The 18,816-nt window shown below is 43.8% G+C and carries 11 protein-coding genes; 6 read left to right on the top strand and 5 right to left on the bottom strand.

The window, feature by feature from the left end; translation table 11 throughout:
* Window positions 1-17 precede the first annotated feature (17 nt).
* Entirely contained in the window at window positions 18-1,091 is a 1,074-nt protein-coding gene (locus BN2425_RS12700) for a Gfo/Idh/MocA family protein (RefSeq protein WP_042459941.1), read from the top strand.
* Between the two features lie 397 nt (window positions 1,092-1,488).
* On the opposite strand, the gene BN2425_RS12695 is transcribed toward BN2425_RS12700, so the two are convergent.
* Complete coding sequence (locus BN2425_RS12695) at window positions 1,489-2,337, bottom strand: MBL fold metallo-hydrolase (RefSeq protein ID WP_042459938.1); 849 nt, start codon at window positions 2,335-2,337, stop codon at window positions 1,489-1,491.
* 120 nt (window positions 2,338-2,457) lie between these two features.
* Here BN2425_RS12695 and BN2425_RS12690 point away from each other — a divergent pair, with 120 nt between their 5' ends.
* Complete coding sequence (locus BN2425_RS12690; protein ID WP_042459935.1) at window positions 2,458-3,384, top strand: PD-(D/E)XK nuclease family protein; 927 nt, start codon at window positions 2,458-2,460, stop codon at window positions 3,382-3,384.
* Here the strand turns inward: BN2425_RS12690 and BN2425_RS12685 are convergent.
* On the bottom strand, window positions 3,381-5,570 hold the full coding sequence (locus BN2425_RS12685; protein WP_042459933.1) for an alpha-galactosidase: 2,190 nt from the start codon (window positions 5,568-5,570) through the stop codon (window positions 3,381-3,383). The two genes, BN2425_RS12690 and BN2425_RS12685, sit on opposite strands and share 4 nt — an antisense overlap.
* Window positions 5,571-5,751: 181 nt before the next feature.
* Between BN2425_RS12685 and BN2425_RS12680 the strand changes: the two genes are divergently transcribed.
* Together BN2425_RS12680 and BN2425_RS12675 are read left to right on the top strand one after the other, a co-directional pair.
* On the top strand, window positions 5,752-7,410 hold the full coding sequence (locus tag BN2425_RS12680; RefSeq protein WP_081798068.1) for a bifunctional metallophosphatase/5'-nucleotidase: 1,659 nt from the start codon (window positions 5,752-5,754) through the stop codon (window positions 7,408-7,410).
* A 331-nt stretch (window positions 7,411-7,741) separates the two neighbouring features.
* On the top strand, window positions 7,742-9,415 hold the full coding sequence (locus BN2425_RS12675) for a bifunctional metallophosphatase/5'-nucleotidase (RefSeq protein ID WP_081798067.1): 1,674 nt from the start codon (window positions 7,742-7,744) through the stop codon (window positions 9,413-9,415).
* 68 nt (window positions 9,416-9,483) lie between these two features.
* Here BN2425_RS12675 and fabF read toward each other — a convergent pair whose 3' ends face one another.
* Window positions 9,484-10,728: a beta-ketoacyl-ACP synthase II gene (gene fabF / locus BN2425_RS12670; protein ID WP_042459930.1), complete on the bottom strand. Its 1,245-nt coding sequence runs from the start codon at window positions 10,726-10,728 to the stop codon at window positions 9,484-9,486.
* A 353-nt stretch (window positions 10,729-11,081) separates the two neighbouring features.
* On the opposite strand from fabF, the gene BN2425_RS23095 reads away from it, so the two are divergent.
* Both BN2425_RS23095 and BN2425_RS12660 read left to right on the top strand, forming a co-directional pair.
* Complete coding sequence (locus tag BN2425_RS23095) at window positions 11,082-11,456, top strand: hypothetical protein (protein ID WP_235714626.1); 375 nt, start codon at window positions 11,082-11,084, stop codon at window positions 11,454-11,456.
* A 118-nt stretch (window positions 11,457-11,574) separates the two neighbouring features.
* On the top strand, window positions 11,575-13,011 hold the full coding sequence (locus BN2425_RS12660) for a peptidoglycan endopeptidase (protein WP_074433066.1): 1,437 nt from the start codon (window positions 11,575-11,577) through the stop codon (window positions 13,009-13,011).
* A 201-nt stretch (window positions 13,012-13,212) separates the two neighbouring features.
* Here BN2425_RS12660 and BN2425_RS23090 read toward each other — a convergent pair whose 3' ends face one another.
* Window positions 13,213-14,799, bottom strand: a complete 1,587-nt coding sequence (locus BN2425_RS23090) for a LysM peptidoglycan-binding domain-containing protein (RefSeq protein ID WP_235714625.1) — start codon at window positions 14,797-14,799, stop codon at window positions 13,213-13,215.
* Window positions 14,800-14,857: 58 nt separating this feature from the next.
* A complete protein-coding gene (locus BN2425_RS23085) occupies window positions 14,858-18,730 on the bottom strand; it encodes a LysM peptidoglycan-binding domain-containing protein (RefSeq protein ID WP_074433061.1) in 3,873 nt (1,290 codons plus the stop codon).
* Between the last annotated feature and the right edge of the window lie 86 nt (window positions 18,731-18,816).

Below are 18,816 nucleotides of genomic sequence, written 5' to 3'. Positions count from 1 at the left end.
TTCAGGAGGAATTAACAATGATTTCATTCAGTATTATTGGCGGTGCCGGCTTTCGGGCACAGTATTACTTAAGAATTGCCCAGGCTCTTCCAGAGCAGTTTCGTGTTTGTGGAATGGTGGTTAGGGATGAACATAAAGGAAGGGATCTTGAACAAAAGTGGGATGTGACCACATACCGCAATTTGGGACTGCTATTGGAGCATGAAACCCCCGACTTTGTGGTGGTTTCCGTCAGCCGCCATGCGGCCGTTGACTATTTACTTCAATTGGGTGAACTTGGTATCCCTGTTCTGGCGGAGACTCCCCCTGCACCCTCCGTTGAGGAGTTGGTTATTCTCCATGAGAAGCTGACGTGCAAAGGAGCGAAGGTTCAAGTTGCGGAGCAGTATCATTTGCAGCCCATGCACCAAGCCAGGCTGTCGCTTATCGAGAAGGGACGGTTAGGGAATGTGACTCAAACAACCGTATCAATCTCCCATTTTTATCATGGTGTCAGCTTAATACGGAAAATGCTAGGAATTGGTTTTGAGGATGCCGTTATTAGAGGCATGAGATTTGAGTCACCGATTATGGCAGGTCCGGACCGGAGCGGCCCTCCAAGGGAAGAAAAGCTCATCAATGCCGAGCGCGATTTGGCATGGCTGGATTTTGGCGGCAAACTGGGAATCTATGATTTTACCAAAGATCAGCACCGTTCTTGGATTCGCTCCAATCATCTGTCCGTACGCGGGGACCACGGCGAACTTTTCGATAACCGTTTATTGGTCCTGGAGGATTTCTCAACCCCTCTTTATCTGGAGTTGAAGCGGGTTAACCGGGGTGAGGAAGAAAATTTGGAGGGACACTATCTGGAGGGAATTTTGGCTGGAGAACGCTGGGTGTACCGGAACCCGTTCATTCCTGCCCGGCTATATGATGACGAAATAGCCATTGCTTCCTGTTTAATGAAAATGGCTGACTATGCAGCAGGCGGACCAAGTTTTTATAGTCTGCCAGATGCGTCGCAGGATCATTATCTTGGTCTTATGATGGAAAAAGTGATTTGTACAGGCGAAATCGTTAAGACAGTACGCCAGCCGTGGGTTGAGTAATTTAGCAGTGTACCATCCTTCTGGTTTTACGGAGAATGGTATCTTAGAGGCGCATTTGGGAATCACATTTCGCATACCCTGGCGCCTCTTTTTTGGTCCTACGGTTTGACCATTATTCTATTAACTACCCTCCCCATGCTTTTTTCCTTCTACAGTAGTTAATAAGCTCGATTACCTACTCTTCTCGCACTTTTTACCTTCTACGGTTGTTAATAAACCTTATTAACTACTCTTCTGATGCTATTCTTCGTTCGAAGGAAGGTAATCAAGTTCGATTACCTACCCAACCAACGCTTTTTTTCTTTCTGAAGTCGGTAATGGTAAAAGTGGCTTATCGGAGTTATATAAAAAGATCGAGGTGCTCGGGTTAATTTGCTACGGGTGAGTAAGTCTATAACTAATAACCGTTGATGAATTCTTCAATCGTTCCCAGTTCATCTTCCGTTAGCTCTCTACCAGCCTGCTTCCCATATTCCTGTATTACCTTTTGCTTGTCCCCTTTAAAAAGCTCTGTGAAGTTGGCTATTGCTCTCAATGTACTAGCTTCATACTGGTATTCTTCCTTCGAGATAGGTTTCCAATGTGAGAGTACATAGGTATCAGCGTCAAAGGCGTCCAACTGTTCTAACAGCTGGAGTGTTTCTTTTATCGTATAATTGCGCTTTGCAGAAAAAATGTCAGAGTATAGGCAATCACCTAGAAACAAGATTTTTTCCTCTTTAATATAAACAACAACTGAATCGGCTGCATGGTCCCCGCCAACGTGCTGAATGATGCAGATTACCCCGCCCAGGTCGATTTCCAGCTGATCTTTAAAGGTCAATTGCGGCAGGCTTATAGTAATGTCCCGGTGATTTGAATACTCCGCCTTGATGGCCTTCGCACAAAACTCAATTTCCGTGCCCTGTTTCACTCTTTCGTCCAGTGCAGCATCTGACCAGGAAAGCCCGACTAATTTTTCCATTTCCTTCTTGGTTTGCCCAGAAGAGATGGATATGGTGTCGCTTAATGCCGATAGCCCAAAGGTATGGTCCCAATGCCAATGGGTCAGGACAACCATATCGGGTTTCGGGACCTGTTGCTTGGATAGTTCATTAATAAAAATTTGAGCGTGCACCTTGGAGTTTCCTGCATCTATCATTAACGTTTTGAGGTCACCCTTCACCATGCCAAGGATTGGCCTATCAGTTTCCGATACAGGTGTTATGTACCAGAACCGCTGGCCTATTTTTTCAATATTATGCATAAACATCCCCCTCCCCTCTATCATACCAGTCGTTGACCCCCGAGGGATATATTTCCTGCCATCATACCTCTATCAACTGTTATAATTTTATCAAGAACTACTTTTATAGGAGGACTTGTCATGTATGTGGACCGTGATTATCCAGCGTTTTCTTGGTCGAACTCCAGACATAAGACATTTTTAGAGTGTTTGCGGAAGTATTTTCATCAATACTATGAATCTCATAATGGCTGGTTGTATGATTCTCCCGAAGAGAACAAGGCAGCCTATCGATTGAAGAATATTAAAAATATCCCCATCCTGCTCGGGGACTTAATTCACAAGGCCATAGATTTGCAATTAAAAAATATTTTAAACGGTAATAGTTTATTTACTGTAGATGAGATGATGGCGATGGTAACCCGCGGCCTAAATAATGCTTACTTGGATTCTACTAAGTTTCGCCATCTGTGGGTTCAAAAGCCGAAGCGACACCAAATGCTATATGAATTCTATTATGGGGATGGACTTAGTAAGGATGCTATTTCAGCTGCCAAAACAAAGCTGGAGGTCTGCGTGAAGAACTTCTTTATGAGCAAAACCTATCAAGATATCTTAAACAAGTTAGAAATGCGTGTATTGTATTCTGAGGACTTTCAAACCTTTGAAGTCAATGGTGTTGATGTATTTGTTGTCCTCGACTTTATTTATCAAGATGTGAGTCAGGGAAAATGGATTGTGGTTGACTGGAAAACAGGCAAAGAATCAGACGATGATCGCAAACAGCTCGCTTTTTATTCCCTCTATTTATCCAAAGAGCACAAAATTCCTGTAGATGATATCATTATTCGCAATGAATATTTGTTATCAGGAAAGCACCAGGAATACCAGTTAACCGAATTTGAAATCGACTCCGCTCAGCAATTGATGAACGAAAGTATCTATCATATGTTGAAGTATCAGGAGGATCCTGTTAAAAACAAGCCCCTGGACAAGGAGTATTTTGACATGAATCCTTCCAAAAAGTGCAACTATTGCAATTTCAAAGAGAATTGCATTCAGATTTAAATGGGTTCGGCTTCAAGATAGAAGACTTTTGAGAAAAAGTCCGACTTGATGGACGACATCGTTATCCCTAGTTTCATAAGTTCATCACCGGTGTAGGAATACCCGTTACTCATTTGATACACCCGGTTTGGATCCAGGCCGCGGAAATATAGACGGAATAATGGCGGGTTTGGCGTTGCCAGGGTTTTATAGTAAAAAACAACCGCCTGGTCCTGGTTCTCTGACACATACATCCAAGCTGTGTCATTGCCGTCAAAAGGACTCAGCAGCCTGTAAAGCTCTCCAAAGCAGACTAACTCTTTGATATGGTGATAGAATTGGATTTTTTGCTGTACTGTTTTTTTATCTTCGGCCCCCAAATTATCGATGTTTAGCTCAAAACCAAAGTTGGCTGCCATCGCCACATCACATCGCATCTCTAGAGGTGTGATTCTGCCTACTTGATGGTTGGGGACGTCTGAAACATGGGCTCCCATTGTGATGGCAGGGTAAACGATACTGGTTCCGTATTGGATTTTTAACCTTTCGACTGCATCGGTGTTGTCACTGGTCCAAGTCTGCGGCATGTAATACAGCATTCCTGGGTCAAACCTTCCTCCCCCTCCAGAACAGCTTTCAAAAAGAATCCGAGGAAATCGACTTGTTAATTTTTCTAAAATCTGATACAGCCCAAGCATATAGCGGTGGGCGGTTTCCTTCTGCCTCTCAGGAGGAAGAGCAGCGGTTCCTACCTCCGTAAAATTGCGGTTACTGTCCCATTTCACATAGGAAATGGGGGCACTCTCGAAAAGGCGGGTGAATGTCTCGACCAGCCAGTTGCGAACATCCTCTCGGCATAAATCGAGGACGAGCTGGCTGCGCGATAGGGTGCGGTTCCGACCTGGCACATGGAGACACCAATCGGGATGCTGCCGGTATAACTCGCTGTCAGGTGATACCATTTCCGGCTCGACCCATAGCCCAAATTGCATCCCTTTGTTTTGAACATACTCCGCAATTCCGTTTAAACCGGATGGAAGTTTTTTCTTATTTACGTACCAATCCCCCAGTGAGCTTTTATCATTATGACGCTGCCCGAACCAGCCGTCATCGAGGACAAATAGCTCAATTCCCACTTCAGCAGAGGCATCCGCCAGTTGCTTTAACTTTTTTTCTGTAAAATTGAATTTGGTTGCTTCCCAGTTGTTTATAAGGATGGGACGGGTTTGGTCGCGATAATGGCCGCGGCAAATCCGTGTCCGCAACAATCTATGGAAAGTGCGCGACATCCCTCCTAAGCCAGCATGGGAGTAGACCAATAACGCCTCAGGGGTTTGGAAGGTTTCACCAGGCATTAGCAGCCAGATAAAATCAAATGGGTTGATGCCGATGGACAGCCTGGTGGATTGATAGGGGTCCACTTCAATGGCAGCTTGAAAATTCCCACTGTAGACGAGGCTGATTCCATACGCATCACCATATTCCTCCGTCGCATTTTTCGCAAGCAGTGCCACAAAGGGATTATGCTGATGGCTTGAAGCACCCCTGGCTGAAGAAATCGATTGGGTTCCAGTGATTAACGGCTGCCGCTCGATATGCCGCTCCCTTGCCCAGGTTCCATGCAGATGCAGCAGGTCCCAATTCGAATGGTGAAAATCAACGGACATACTCATGCATTTATGTAGTTCCACCTTCCGGCGGCCCAAGTTTTCAAAGGAAACCGACCGGGTGATTACATCATGGTCCCGGTAAATGCTGTATTGGAGATGCAATCCAATCCCAAGCTTTGAGTCTACCATTGTGATCACTAAACTGTCGGCCTCAGCATCATCTTCCGTGTAAGCAGCAGGAAGTCCTTCAAGCGGTCGCTTGCCTTTATATATTTCATGTGAGTCATAAACGAATTCAGTAATCGTAGAACCGTCTTCGCTGCGAAGTTGGTAAGCGGGAGTCCTGAAGTCCCCGTTTCCGAATGCGGGGTACTCCTGTGGTAATGTATCGAGAGAAAAGCTTGGGTTTGAAGGATCGGTCATCGGTGAAAAAGATCGACTCTTTTGGAACAAGATGGCCGCCGCCTGCAGCGCATGTACCCGTTTGCCCCAGTACAGATGGGCGGGATATTTTCCATGGACGATCCTAATCATATAACTCGTCCGGTCATTTAACAAATGAAAAATGCCGTTTTCTTCATCCCATTCAATTGGCATGATACTCCCTCCTTCTATACTTCCATATCTATTCGTCATAGGCAGGAAACTGTTATAGTTTTTCATCTTTTTAAAATAAATCTGTTTGATATTGGCAAAATAAGGGATACAAGCTAACACTTGGAGGCACTCGGTAATACCCTGGTGGCAGCCAAAGTATTTTTAAAGGGATGGTTGAGAGATGGAGTTTTCAAAAGGTATGGTTCGGGGGTTTTGTGCTGCTTTTGCATCGGTTTCGCTTGCCATAGCATCAGTTGTTCCTGCCGTTTCTGCAGAAGTCGCTCCAAACAAAGGAAAAGATAGCACCTTCAGACTAACCATAATGCATACCAATGATACACACGCACACTTGGACAATATCGCTAGACGCATTTCGGCCATTACAAAGGTGCGAGCGCAAAAACCATATAGCTTATTATTGGATGCTGGGGATGTATTCTCCGGTACTTTGTATTTCAACGAATTTCATGGTTTGGCTGACCTGGAGTTTATGAATTTGGCCGGCTATGATGCGATGACGTTGGGCAACCATGATTTTGACCAGGGGACCGGTCCTTTGGCAAATTTTATTAAAGGTGCTGAGTTTCCCTTCGTTGATGCCAATGTCGACTTATCCAAGGACACCAATTTATCTGACCGTTTTCATGATGAAATCACGGAACATCCCAAAAATGGATCTGTCTATAACGGCATGATAAAGGTGGTCAAAGGAGAGAAAATCGGAATTTTCGGTTTAACCACCGCAGAAACGTTGGTCATCTCCAATCCAGGGAAGGATGTTGTTTTTCAAAATTATATTCAAAAGGCCAAGCGGGCGGTCGCTGACCTGAAGGGGAAGGGCGCCAACAAGATTATTGCTCTCTCGCATCTAGGGTTTGATGATGGCGGCGGCGATAATGATTTAACCTTGGCTAAGGAAGTGGAAGGCATCGATGTGATTGTCGGCGGCCATTCGCATACGAAACTGGATGCCCCGGTAGTGGAGCAAACCGGCTCCGAGCCAACCATTATTGTCCAAGCCAATGAGTACGGAAAATATCTTGGAACGGTCGATGTGACCTTCGACAAAAATGGAAAAGTGATTGGCCATGATGGAAAGCTCATTGATATTGACCAAAAGTTCAATAATCGTTTTGTCATCCCTGATGATCCCAAAGCGGCACAAATTCTGGAGACGAAGTATAAACCAGCTGTGTTGGAAAAGCAGCGGACCATTATTGGTACCACCACTGTCGATTTAATTGGCGGGAGGCCAGATGCCCGTGTGCGGGAAACGAATTTGGGAAACCTGATGACGGATGCGATACTGGCCAAAGCGAAAACGATCAACCCTGACACCCTGATTGCCATCCAAAGCGGCGGCGGCATTCGTACTTCGATTCCTGCAGGAAATATTAATTTGGCTCACGTATTTGAGCTGATGCCGTTTGGCACCTCATTGGCCATTATCAAGCTGACCGGCGCCGAGATTAAACAGGTCTTGGAGTTTAGCGTTAAGGATGCCCCCAAGCCGTTTGGCGGATTCCTGCAGGTTTCTGGAATGAAATTCACCTATGACAGCAGAAAGCCTGCCGGCCAACGGGTTCAATCCATTGAGGTAAAAGAGGATGGCCGCCACTATGTTCCAATAGACCGGGCCAAAATCTATCATGTCGCCACCAATACCTACTTAGTCAAAGGCGGCGACGGCTTCACCATACTCGCAAAAGCCTACAAAGAAGGCCGCGTCAGCGAACCCGGACACGCCGACTGGAAAACCTTCATCGAATACATCGGCGACCAAAAAAACAAAACCGTCAGCCCAACCGTCGAAGGCCGAATCACAGACCTCGCCAACTAAAAGAGCCAATAAAAGGGGCCTGTCCCCCCACTGCACGAACGAGTTAACGTGCTGGGGGACAGGCCCCCAGCACGTTAACTCGTTAATTCGACGGGAATAGGCCCTCTTTGTTCTTTTTGATGTTGTTTCGCTATATAGAACGCCTATTCACTAGGTTAAAGGAACTGGTAAAATTGTACTAATTATGGTAGATTAACAATATTTTTACAGTAATTCTCGGTAAAATTTTGTAGAATGAAGAAGACAAGCAATCTAAAATAATGCAAGATTGCAGGCCAATTCGTTATAAAGCAAGCCAATTTCGATGATTTAATGGGGGAGGAATAATGAGATGAAGTATCCAATCAAGATGAATCGTAAGTTTTTTTCACTTCTTGCTGCTGCAGCTATTGTTACATCTGCGGCCGCTCCTGCTGCCTATGCGGCTCCGAAAGATTCCAAATCAGACAACGGTAAAGGCCGTACCTATGAGCTGACCATCATGCACACCAATGATACACATGCCCATTTAGACAATGTGGCAAGACGAATTAACGCCATCAATCAGGTACGTGCCGAAAAGAAGAATACCCTGTTATTGGATGCAGGCGATGTTTTCTCCGGGACTTTATACTTTAACGAATACAAAGGTCTTGCCGATTTGGAGTTTATGAACCTGGTGGGCTATGATGCTATGACATTTGGAAACCATGAATTTGATGAAGGCACTTCCACTCTCGCCAATTTTGTTAAAGCAGCAGATTTCCCGTTGGTCAGTGCTAACGTAAACTTCTCAAAAGATGCCAATCTAAAGAAGAGTTTCCACGAAAGTACAACCAAGCACCCGGAAGACGGAAATATTTACAATGGAATCATCAAAGTGGTGAATGGTGAGAAAATTGGCATTTTCGGCCTTACTACGGCAGAAACAAAGGATATTTCCAGCCCGGGTGAGGATGTTGTTTTTGAAACCTATATCGAAGAAGCAAAACAGGCGGTTGCTGATTTAGAAAAACAAGGTGCCAATAAAATTATTGCCCTCTCCCATCTCGGCTTTGACGATGGCGGCGGTGACAATGACCTGACTTTAGCAAAAGAAGTAGAAGGAATTGATGTCATCGTCGGCGGCCACTCCCATACGAAATTGGAAGCTCCGGTCATCGATAGAACTGGTGAAGAGCCAACTGTCATTGTGCAAGCCAATGAATATAGCAAATACCTTGGAACCGTGGATTTAAAGTTCAATAAACAAGGTAAAGTCACTGAGGCCGATGGAAAACTGATTGACCTTGATCAGAAAAATGCTGACGGCACTTATGTGATTCCGGACAATCCTCAAGCAGCGCAAATTCTTGAAACCAAGTATAAACCAGCGATTGTAGCAAAACAACAAACTGTTATTGGCAAAACCACGGTTGATTTAATAGGCGGCAATCCTCCTGCCCGTACGGGAGAAACCAATTTAGGAAACTTAATCACAGATGGTATGCTGGCAAAAGCCAAAACCATCAATCCTGACACTGTGATTGCCTTCCAAAACGGCGGCGGAATCCGTACCACTGTCCCAGCCGGTGACATTACATTGGCGAAGGTGTTAGAAATTATGCCATTTGGTAATGCGTTGGCGATTATGAAACTTACTGGTGCGGAAATTAAACAAGCCTTAGAAACTAGCGTTAAGGATGCTCCAAGTCCATTTGGCGGATTCCTGCAGGTATCTGGCTTGAAATTTACTTATGACAGCAGCAAACCTGTTGGTCAAAGGGTACAAACCATTGAAGTGAAAGAAGATGGGACTAACTATGTTGCTTTAGATCCTAATAAAACTTACGTGGCAGCTAACAATATCTTCACAGCAAAAGGCGGAGATGGCTTTGATGTATTCGCTCAAGTCTACAACGAAGGCCGAGTCAGTGAACCTGGATTCGTTGATTGGGAAACCTTTTCCAATTATGTTGGGTCTTTTGAAAATAAAACAGTTAGCCCAAGTGTAGAAGGCCGAATTGTTGATCTAGCCAAGCAATAATGAGCACTGCTTGCTAACAAAATAAAAAATGAAGCTGTCGAATTAAGACGGCTTCATTTTTTGTCCAATTATTTGGTATACTTTTTAAAAATTAAAGTGGCATTATGCCCGCCAAATCCTAAAGAGTTGGATAGTACTACTTGCACATCCTTATTCTTTGCCACGTTTGGAACATAGTCTAAGTCAAGTTGTTCGTCAGGCGTTTCGTAGTTGATGGTTGGAGGGATGATTCCTTCTTGGATCGCCAATACAGAAAAAATGGCTTCAAGAGCACCCGTCGCACCAAGCATATGCCCGGTCATCGATTTGGTCGAACTAACAGACAGCCTGTAGGCATGCTCTTTGAAGACTTCCTTGATGGCGAGCGTTTCGTACAGGTCGTTATAATAGGTAGAAGTTCCATGAGCATTAATGTAGTCCACTTGATCTGGAGAGATGCCAGCATCGTTCAATGCAAGTTTCATTGCACGCTGAGCACCTTCTCCATCAGGTGCCGGGGTCGTGATATGGTAGGCATCACCGGTTGCTCCGTAGCCAACCAATTCCCCATATATTTTTGCCCCACGGGCTAATGCATGTTCTAACTCCTCTAAAATAACAATTCCAGCGCCTTCCCCAATGACAAAGCCATCACGATTTTTATCAAAAGGACGGCTGGCGGTTTTCTGGTCTGGGTTTTTAGACAAGGCAGTCATGTTGGAGAATCCCGCCACGGTCATATCCGTAATGGTGGCTTCTGTTCCACCGGCTACCACCATGTCGACATCCCCTTTTTGGATGGCGCGGAAGGCATCTCCAATCGAATTGGCCCCGGAAGCACAGGCGGTTACCGAACAGTTATTGATACCTTTTGCCCCTAATTCCATGGAAACCCGTCCTGCCGCCATATCTGGAATAAACATCGGAATCGTAAATGGATTGACTCTTCTTTGACCCTTTTCGATAAATTTCTTATGTTGCTCCTCGAACTCGCCCAGACCGCCAATCCCTGAACCAATCCAAACGCCCACCCGTTCTGGATCAATGTCGGCACCAATGCTAATGCCTGCATCTTCGACTGCCATTTTACTTGCAGCTACCGCAAATTGGCTGTAACGCCCCATTCTTCTTGATTCTTTTTTGTCCATAAATTCTTCTGGCAAGAAGTTTTTAACTTCTGCTGCAATTGAGATATCTACTTTTTTCACATCAAATAGAGTTGCCGGGCCAATTCCTGACACCCCGTTTTTTATGTTGTTCCAAGTGGTAAAAGCATCATTCCCCACGGGAGAGACTGCTCCTATACCGGTTATCACTATTCTTCTCTTCATAATAATCCTTTCTCCTATAGTAGACTTAATATTTATGTTGCAGTTCTTCCGAACCTAATAAATGTCACATTTCAAATAATAATATCTATTTTAGCGGATATAGAAGAATCGGACAAATCTATTTAACTTCCAAATATTAATAATACATAAAACGGGAGGTACAGAAAGGTGTGAAGACTGTCCATTTGTTGATAATTTCTTTATATAGATGATTTCTCACTCTTATGGAGTCCTTTTGATATATCAGTACTTTGGAATCAGGACAAATGTCTCATTTAATAAAAATGGTTATGAGCATGTTGGTGATGAAGAATACTACCGATAAACCACAAGTTGAATAAGGGGATTAAACCATCATGAATTTTCAAAAGTACGAGCTTCGAAAGATTTCACCTGATCAAGATGAATATGAGCTGATTTTTCATCTTCATAATTCATTAACAGAGTTTGGGGCAGAATTAGGCAGCAAGCCTGAAACAAGAAGTGACCTAATGGCCATTGCCAGACAGGTCGTAAAGGAACGTTATCCGGCAATTAAAATAACCATGGTAAAAGCATTAATAGGCGGGATGACGAATTGCATCTTTTCCTCTCATGGGAGGGATAGACGCCAAAGCAGCTGCACCAGGCTCTTCAGAACCCCCGGCTATTTCAGACGGGGCTTCAAAAAAATCCATTTACTATCAGGCGACCTCTGGGGACACTCTTTATGGACTTTCCAAAAAGTTTAATACATCCATTGATAATATTAAACGCGCCAATCATTTAACGACCGATGTATTACAAATTAATCAGCGGCTTATAATCCCTCTAGCCTTTCATACGGTTGGGCCTGGAGATTATTTAAGTGTGCTTGCCAAAAATTATGGGACAACAGCAGAAGCCATTAAGGAAGCAAATGGGTTAGTAAATGACGCAGTTAATTTAGGACAAACACTCATCATTCCTGTCGTAATGGGGACATCTATCCCTGCAGCAGCAACACCTTCCCCTGCCGCACCTAATCAAACGTCTTCCTATACAGTCGTTGCAGGAGACAGTCTATCAGTCATTGCTAAACGGTTCGGCATCAGTGTGGAAGCCTTAAAAAGTACTAATCAATTAACTTCTGATTTTTTACGGGTGGGACAAGTATTAGCTATCCCGTCAAATGGAACATCAGAAACAGAGTCCGTTCAGCAGCCTGCTCAGCCTGTCTCTTACACTGTTGCTCCCGGAGACAGTTTATCCGTCATCGCCAAACGCTTTGGTACCAGTACGGAAGCCTTAAAAAGTGCCAATCAATTAACTTCCGATTTTTTACAGGCGGGGCAAGTATTAGCTATCCCGTCAAACGGAACATCAGAAACAGGGTCTGTTCAGCAGCCTGCCCAGTCCGTTTCTTATACTGTTGCTCCCGGAGACAGTTTATCCGTCATCGCCAAACGCTTTGGTACCAGTGCGGAAGCCTTAAAAAGTGCCAATCAATTAACTTCTGATTTTTTACAGGTGGGGCAAGTATTAGCTATCCCGTCAAACGGAACATCAGGAACAGGGTCCGTTCAGCAGCCTGCTCAGTCCGTTTCTTATACTGTTGCTCCCGGGGATAGTTTATCCGTCATCGCCAAGCGGTTTGGTACAAGTTCAGATACCTTGAAAAGTGTCAATCAACTTAGCTCGGATACCATTCGAGTTGGCCAAGTCCTAACAATTCCAAATGGCGAAACCAATACAACGCCCCCTCAACCTGCGGCTGATGTAAACCTGGAAAAGGCTCAAAGGAACCTGCAAACGCTTGGTTATTATGCAGTTCCTACAATAACTGGAAGCTATGATGACCCAACCAGTCAAGCGATTAGAAACTTTCAGTCCGATTATCAATTAGCTGTCACAGGTACTATTAATGATGCAACTACTATTGCTATTGAACACGCTGTCACTAAAAAGGTTTTATTACAGGATACCACTAATTATCTAGGGGTTCCTTATGTATGGGGTGGTACCACCCCTACTGGATTTGATTGCTCAGGCTTTGTATACTATATGTTTAACAAACATGGTATTAAAATGCAGCGGACTACATCCCAAAGTCTTTATACAATGGGAACACCCGTTGAAAAGTCACAGTTACAGCCTGGTGATTTGGTCTTTTTTGCCGTTAATTCGACAGGGACAATATCACATGTAGGATTTTATATTGGTAATAACCAGTTTATTTCAGCGACCAATTCGAAGGGAATCGCTGTTTACCCGGTGAATTCTGGCTATTGGTCCCCCTATTATGTTGGAGCCAAAAGAGTTTACTGATTGGTATTATGTCCAAACAATAGAAGCAGTAAAAAAGTTCCTTTTTCCTCTTATTTACAGGGAAAAGGAACTTTTTTTGTTTGACCACGCAACCTGTTCGATTGCGGAGGTCTCTGTTTAACTGGGAATTCAGCACTATGATAATCCTTTGGAGTTTATAGGTGTAACCGGCTACCTGCTATTTTTTGCTGCTTGCATGATTTATCCGTTAGGAATGGTTAATACCTGCCCCACATAAATCGCTTCCGTTGTTAACCCATTGGCTGTTTTTATGGCGGTAACCGTGGTATTGTATCGCTGGGCAATAACGGATAGAGAATCACCCGACATGACGGTATAGGTCCGATTCGTTTGGGTTTCGCCTGAACTAGTCAGTGGAATCATTAATTTTTGACCAACATATATTGCATCTATTGTTAATCCGTTAGCTGTTTTGATAGCTGAAACGGTTGTATTATAACGCTTGGCAATAACGGATAAAGAATCACCAGATACAACCGTATAGGTGACAGGTTCCGCCTGTTGAATCGGAGTAGTTGCTGGAGCAGGTTCTGTTATGGTTACTGGAACAGTTGATTCTACTTGTTCTTCACCCGTTTCAACGGTTATGGTTAATACTTGTCCGACATATATCATATCAGTGTTCAAATTGTTTACTTGTTTTAGCCTATCAATCGTTGTGTTAAACTTTTTGGCGATCCCCGATAATGAATCTCCGGATACTACTGTATAATTGATAGTTGTGACGGTCGGAGCTGTTTCTGCCGGTGGTGGAGCTGGCGTCACATTTGGCTCTTGCTCCGTAACAGCAGGTGAAGGTATTTTTAGCAGCTGACCAATAGAAAGAGCATCTGAAGTTAATTGATTTAGCTCTTTTATAGCGCTTACCGTTGTGTTATTCCGATTGGCAATCGCCCATAAACTATCACCTGCTACCACACTATAAGTGGTATAGGAAGGAGCAGCTGCCGGTTCGTTACTGACTGGCGTAACAACCGGTGCGGTAATTGGAACCGTAGTTGGCAACAGCTCCGTATAACTGTTCCACACATTGCTTTCTTGGCCTATACTCCAGTTGCCGACTCCCCGAATGTTATATTTACTCACAAGAGAAAGCTTTTGTCTGATGCTCTCCTCATTTTCATACCATATCGTATAGGTGCCTGGGGCAAGGGCAGTTCCGCCAACGACCGTTTTCGGATCCCCTGCCTTTATGGTAATAATCGCTTTGGGCGTTTTCGTTGCCTCATCGAAAACGATTTGACCATTATATTTATCAATTAACTCCTCAACTTGCCAATTGGAGATGCCGTAGCCTCCGTAAGATACCCCTTCTATCCAATATCGGCCATAATGGGCAATTCCCAACGCGATTTTTTCGGTAGGCACTTGCTGCTTGATTGCATATTGAATAGATTTTTCCACCCACGGGAGACTTGCAACAGCACCTGCTTGTCCGCCAGGAAAGCTTTCATCGTAAGCCATAATCATCAAATAATCCGAGTACTTTGCCAAGGCGGTGTAATCATAAGAACCATGCCATCCGGTTGTCCAGCCATTCGGGTTAGCCGCAACCGCAACGGATACTTCCTTGGTGGAAGGAATCTTTTCCCGCAATAATCGGACGAATTCTGTGTAATTTGCCTGGTCTACTTCTGTTACGTTTTCAATATCAATATTTACACCATCTAAATTATATCTATTTACTGCGTCCGAAATCTGCTGAGCCGCAAGTTCTTTATTGGCCAGCATTGCCCGGCCAATTGTCCGATCCCAATGATTGCTCAAAAAAGGAACAACACGGATGCCGCGCATATGCATCGTATTGATAAACGTTGGATCGATGCTATAGGTAAGTTTTAAGGTTCGGGTTAATATCAAAGTAACTTGGCGAGACCGTATTCACTGAATTAGCTGTTTGGTTTACCATATTAACGTATTCATTTGTACTGCCAAAATACATATAGCCAAGGTTAATTACTTCACTGGCAGTCACTGGGAGCCGCAGTATTTGATTGGGCTGAATTATATCGGTTGTTAATTGATTCAGTGCCTTTATTGCCTCCACCGTTGTATTATAGCGTTTGGCAACAGAATAGAGCGTTTCTCCGGTGCTCACGGTATGACTATAGAGTTGGATTTGGGCAGTTTCACTAGTATTTCCGGCAGTATCTGTTTGTAACACGGATGCAGTACTGACTCCTGTTAAGTCCTTCCCGGTCAAATTAAGCCTTAATGAATAGAAACCTTTAGAGTCCGCTTTTGTGGAAGCTGATTCAATCATACTGCCATCGGGCTTGGTTAATGTAGCCTTAACGACCGCAAAGGGTTCAGCTGTTCCCATGAGCATAAAGATAGACTGTTGGTTTTCGATACTAAATCCATTTTTGGAAACAACCGGATTTTCAACGACTGTATCTTTCTGGATCGTTGACCCATAAACGATTCCGGAATTCCCCGCCAAATCCGTCTGCGCTATCTCTACTTTAATTTGGCCATCTTTTAAACCTGAAGCATCGATACTGGATTGAAAAGCACCATTTACGACAGTGGTTACTTTGGTTATCGCTGTCGTTCCATCACTCAGCATGATTTTTACCTGAGAACCATTTTCTTCACTGCGTCCGGTTAATAAAAAGCTGCTTTGGTTTAGGCGGTTTACATATGGAGCGTGGTTCACGATAGCAGTAAGAGGTGCAGCAGTATCCTTTAACAATGAGATAGGCTTAAGCTGATTGACGTTTCCTGCATAATCTTCAGCAACGATAGTGACTGTAACGGTTCCGTCTTTGAAGCCATTCATATCAACAGGGAGGCTAAAGCTCCCATTTGAATCCGTCTTAACCGATTTTGTAAAGCTATTCTCCCCGTCTGAAAACGTTAGATTCAATACTATTTGCGGCTCTGACTTACCACTGAACAGATAATGTGTCACGTTTTCACTATATACAGTTGGCAAAGGTCTCATTTCTATTTTGGAAGGTCCTACCGTATCCTTCATAAGGGTTTTGATGAGGGACGGACTTACGTTTCCTGCCTGGTCAGTTTGCATTAATTCAAAGCGGATATCGCCCTCATCTAGACTGGAAAGATCCAGTGGAATGGTAAACTCTCCAGTATCGGATACCTGTTCTGTCCTCTCGATTAAATGACCGTTTCCATCGGATATTCTGATTATCACCTTTGCAAAAGGCTCACCCCTGCCAGATAATATAAAGGCGCTTTGGTTTGCTTGGTTAATCACATTGTTATTATTTAATATTGGTGCAAGAGGAGCTCTTGTATCCTTGAGAATTTCAACTGTTCCGGCTTGACTTCGAATACCAGAAGAACTCATTTGTACTGCTGTAATCATTAAAAGGGCGTCATTCAGACTGGTTACATCAGCAGTTGCATAAAATTCCCCCTTGGCATTTGTAATCGCTGCCGCCTGGATTGCTGGATGGATACCATCTGAAATGGTTACATTTACTGTTGAATATGGATTAGCTGTTCCGGTTATTGGATATTGAGCTGCCAAGCGGCTATTAATAACCTTTGGCGGATTAATGATTGGCGGTGACAGGTTTGTTTTCTTTACGATCGTGGTTTGAGCAACTGTACTGCCGTTTCCATAGCGATCAATTGATCGGGAAGTGATAGTTATTGGTCCATCATTTAATGATCTCAAATCCGCCTCTGTATGAAATTCACCCGTCTCACTCGCTGAAGCCATAGCCGTTACTACTGGGCTTACCCCATCTGAAACCGTGATTTCCACTTTTGCCCCTGGCTCTGACAAGCCAAACAGAGTGTAACTTTTAACATTCTCAATGGTTACCTGCTTTGTATTATCAATAACTGGCTGGGGTGCATCGGTATCCTTTAATATCTGTTTTTGAACCGTACTCTTGTTTCCAAACAGGTCAGAAGCGATGACAGAAAATGTAATAGTCCCGTCATTTAGGGAGGAAACGTCCAAATTGGCTGAATATACTCCACTCTGATTACTTTGAACCGTTGTTTCAACCGCTTTGATTCCATCTGAAGCCTGAATCACGATGGATGATGAAGGTTCACTTGTGCCTTTTACATTAAACTTTGTTTGATTCCCCGAAAAAATCACCGGTAAATCGGCTATAACGGTTTCGGGAATTGTTGTATCTTTGGCTGCGGTCATACGGGTAGTTGGACTCTCGTTACCGGCAGGATCTATGGCTGTGGCAGAAATCGTAATACCGCTGCCGTCATTCAGTGTTAATAGATTAAAAACAGCAGAGAATTCTCCCCGCTCATTAGCCATGGTTTGTTTTGTAATGGCTGGGTGCACCCCATCTGACAGGGAGATTGTTACCAAAGCACCTGGCTCTGCCTTGCCTGAGAGAAGGTAGGCTGCTGCATTTTGCTGGTTGATTTTTTTGTCCGCCACAATGGAAGGAGCAGCTGACGTTATATCTTTTTTGATTATTTGCTGACTATCGGTACTTCGGTTTCCTGCTGAGTCAATGGCTGAAGCAGTAACCTTAATATTTCCATCGAGTAATGGAGAGGAATCCAGTTTGGTTTCGAATTTCCCAGTAGAATCCGCCTTCAATTGAACCAATACCTGTGCCCCCGCACTATCCGTTAAACGAATGGTAACATTGGCACTTGCCTCGGTTAATCCGGAAACTGGATAACTTTTTTGATTGATGGCAGATATAGCCGCTAAAGGATTGATGGCTGGGGCAGCAGGTGCTGCCGTGTCAGCAAGGGTTGTTGGTATACTTAATTTTTGGCCGACATAAATTGTATCTGTTGTAAGCTGATTTAATAGCTTAATATCCGTAACGGTCGTATTGTATTTTTTTGCAATCAAGGATAAAGAATCTCCCGAAACTACTGTATAAGTAATAGGTGTCTGATTAACAGAGTTGGTTGCAGATTCTGGAGGTTGCTGACTGACAATCGGAGTTTCTGTCTGTCCCGTTCCCTGCTCCGGCACCTTTAGTATTTGTCCGAGAAAAATGACATCCGTAGTTAAATTGTTTAATAATTTAATTGTGTCAACCGTTGTAGCAAATTTCTTTGCTATAACCGATAGTGAGTCACCGGCTGCAACTGTGTAACTTGTTACCTTCTCGTTGGATACAGTAGGAGCGGTTGTAGTTTCAGTTCCTGGATTCTGGGCAGGTTCCTTGGGGATTTTTATTTTTTGCCCAATATAGATCGTATCAGTTGAGAGACTGTTATAGGCGCGGATATTTTCTACGGATACGGAGAATTTTTTTGCAATAAGTGACAGACTATCTCCTGACACGACTGTATATGTATAGTAAGGAAGTTTTAGGACTTGGCCTACAAAGATGGTATCTGAGGTCAGCCCATTCATCGTCTTGATGGAAGTAACGGAGACATTAAACCGCTTCGCTATTACTGATAAACTATCGCCTGATTGAACTGTATAAACATCATACTGATTGGTCGGAACCAATTGCTCCACCGTTGTTTGGGCAGCAGATACCGCTGCGGACGTTCCTAAGTATATGGTCATGACCAATAAGCTGCCCACCATTACCTTTACTGTTTTAATTCTTTTATACGGTAATCTGTCGGCAATCAACTGTTGAATTTGACTTTGTAAATTCAATCTTTGCTTTGGTGATCTCCCTAGCTCTTCTGAAAATTCCTCCAGTTGGAGATCGAGGTAAACCACTAATGTGTCTTGTTCACCATTCAGTTTAAACTTCTTGATTTCCATTAATCATTTCCCCCCTGTCCAAATATTATCTGTAGAACAGTTTATTTCATACAAATAATAGGGCTGTCCAAAAAGTCAGACACTTT

The organism is Neobacillus dielmonensis, from assembly GCF_000612665.1.
Taxonomy (GTDB): domain Bacteria; phylum Bacillota; class Bacilli; order Bacillales; family Cytobacillaceae; genus Neobacillus; species Neobacillus dielmonensis.
This window is presented reverse-complemented; position numbering and strand designations above follow the sequence as displayed.

Excerpts from the sequence above, each read along its gene's own strand:
- BN2425_RS12695 (WP_042459938.1), bottom strand. The coding sequence starts at position 2,337 with ATGCATAATATTGAAAAAATAGGCCAGCGGTTCTGGTACATAACACCT.
- BN2425_RS12675 (WP_081798067.1), top strand. The coding sequence starts at position 7,742 with ATGAAGTATCCAATCAAGATGAATCGTAAGTTTTTTTCACTTCTTGCT.
- BN2425_RS12690 (WP_042459935.1), top strand. The coding sequence starts at position 2,458 with ATGTATGTGGACCGTGATTATCCAGCGTTTTCTTGGTCGAACTCCAGA.
- BN2425_RS12680 (WP_081798068.1), top strand. The coding sequence starts at position 5,752 with ATGGAGTTTTCAAAAGGTATGGTTCGGGGGTTTTGTGCTGCTTTTGCA.
- BN2425_RS12700 (WP_042459941.1), top strand. The coding sequence starts at position 18 with ATGATTTCATTCAGTATTATTGGCGGTGCCGGCTTTCGGGCACAGTAT.
- BN2425_RS23085 (WP_074433061.1), bottom strand. The coding sequence starts at position 18,730 with ATGGAAATCAAGAAGTTTAAACTGAATGGTGAACAAGACACATTAGTG.
- BN2425_RS23095 (WP_235714626.1), top strand. The coding sequence starts at position 11,082 with ATGAATTTTCAAAAGTACGAGCTTCGAAAGATTTCACCTGATCAAGAT.
- BN2425_RS12685 (WP_042459933.1), bottom strand. The coding sequence starts at position 5,570 with ATGCCAATTGAATGGGATGAAGAAAACGGCATTTTTCATTTGTTAAAT.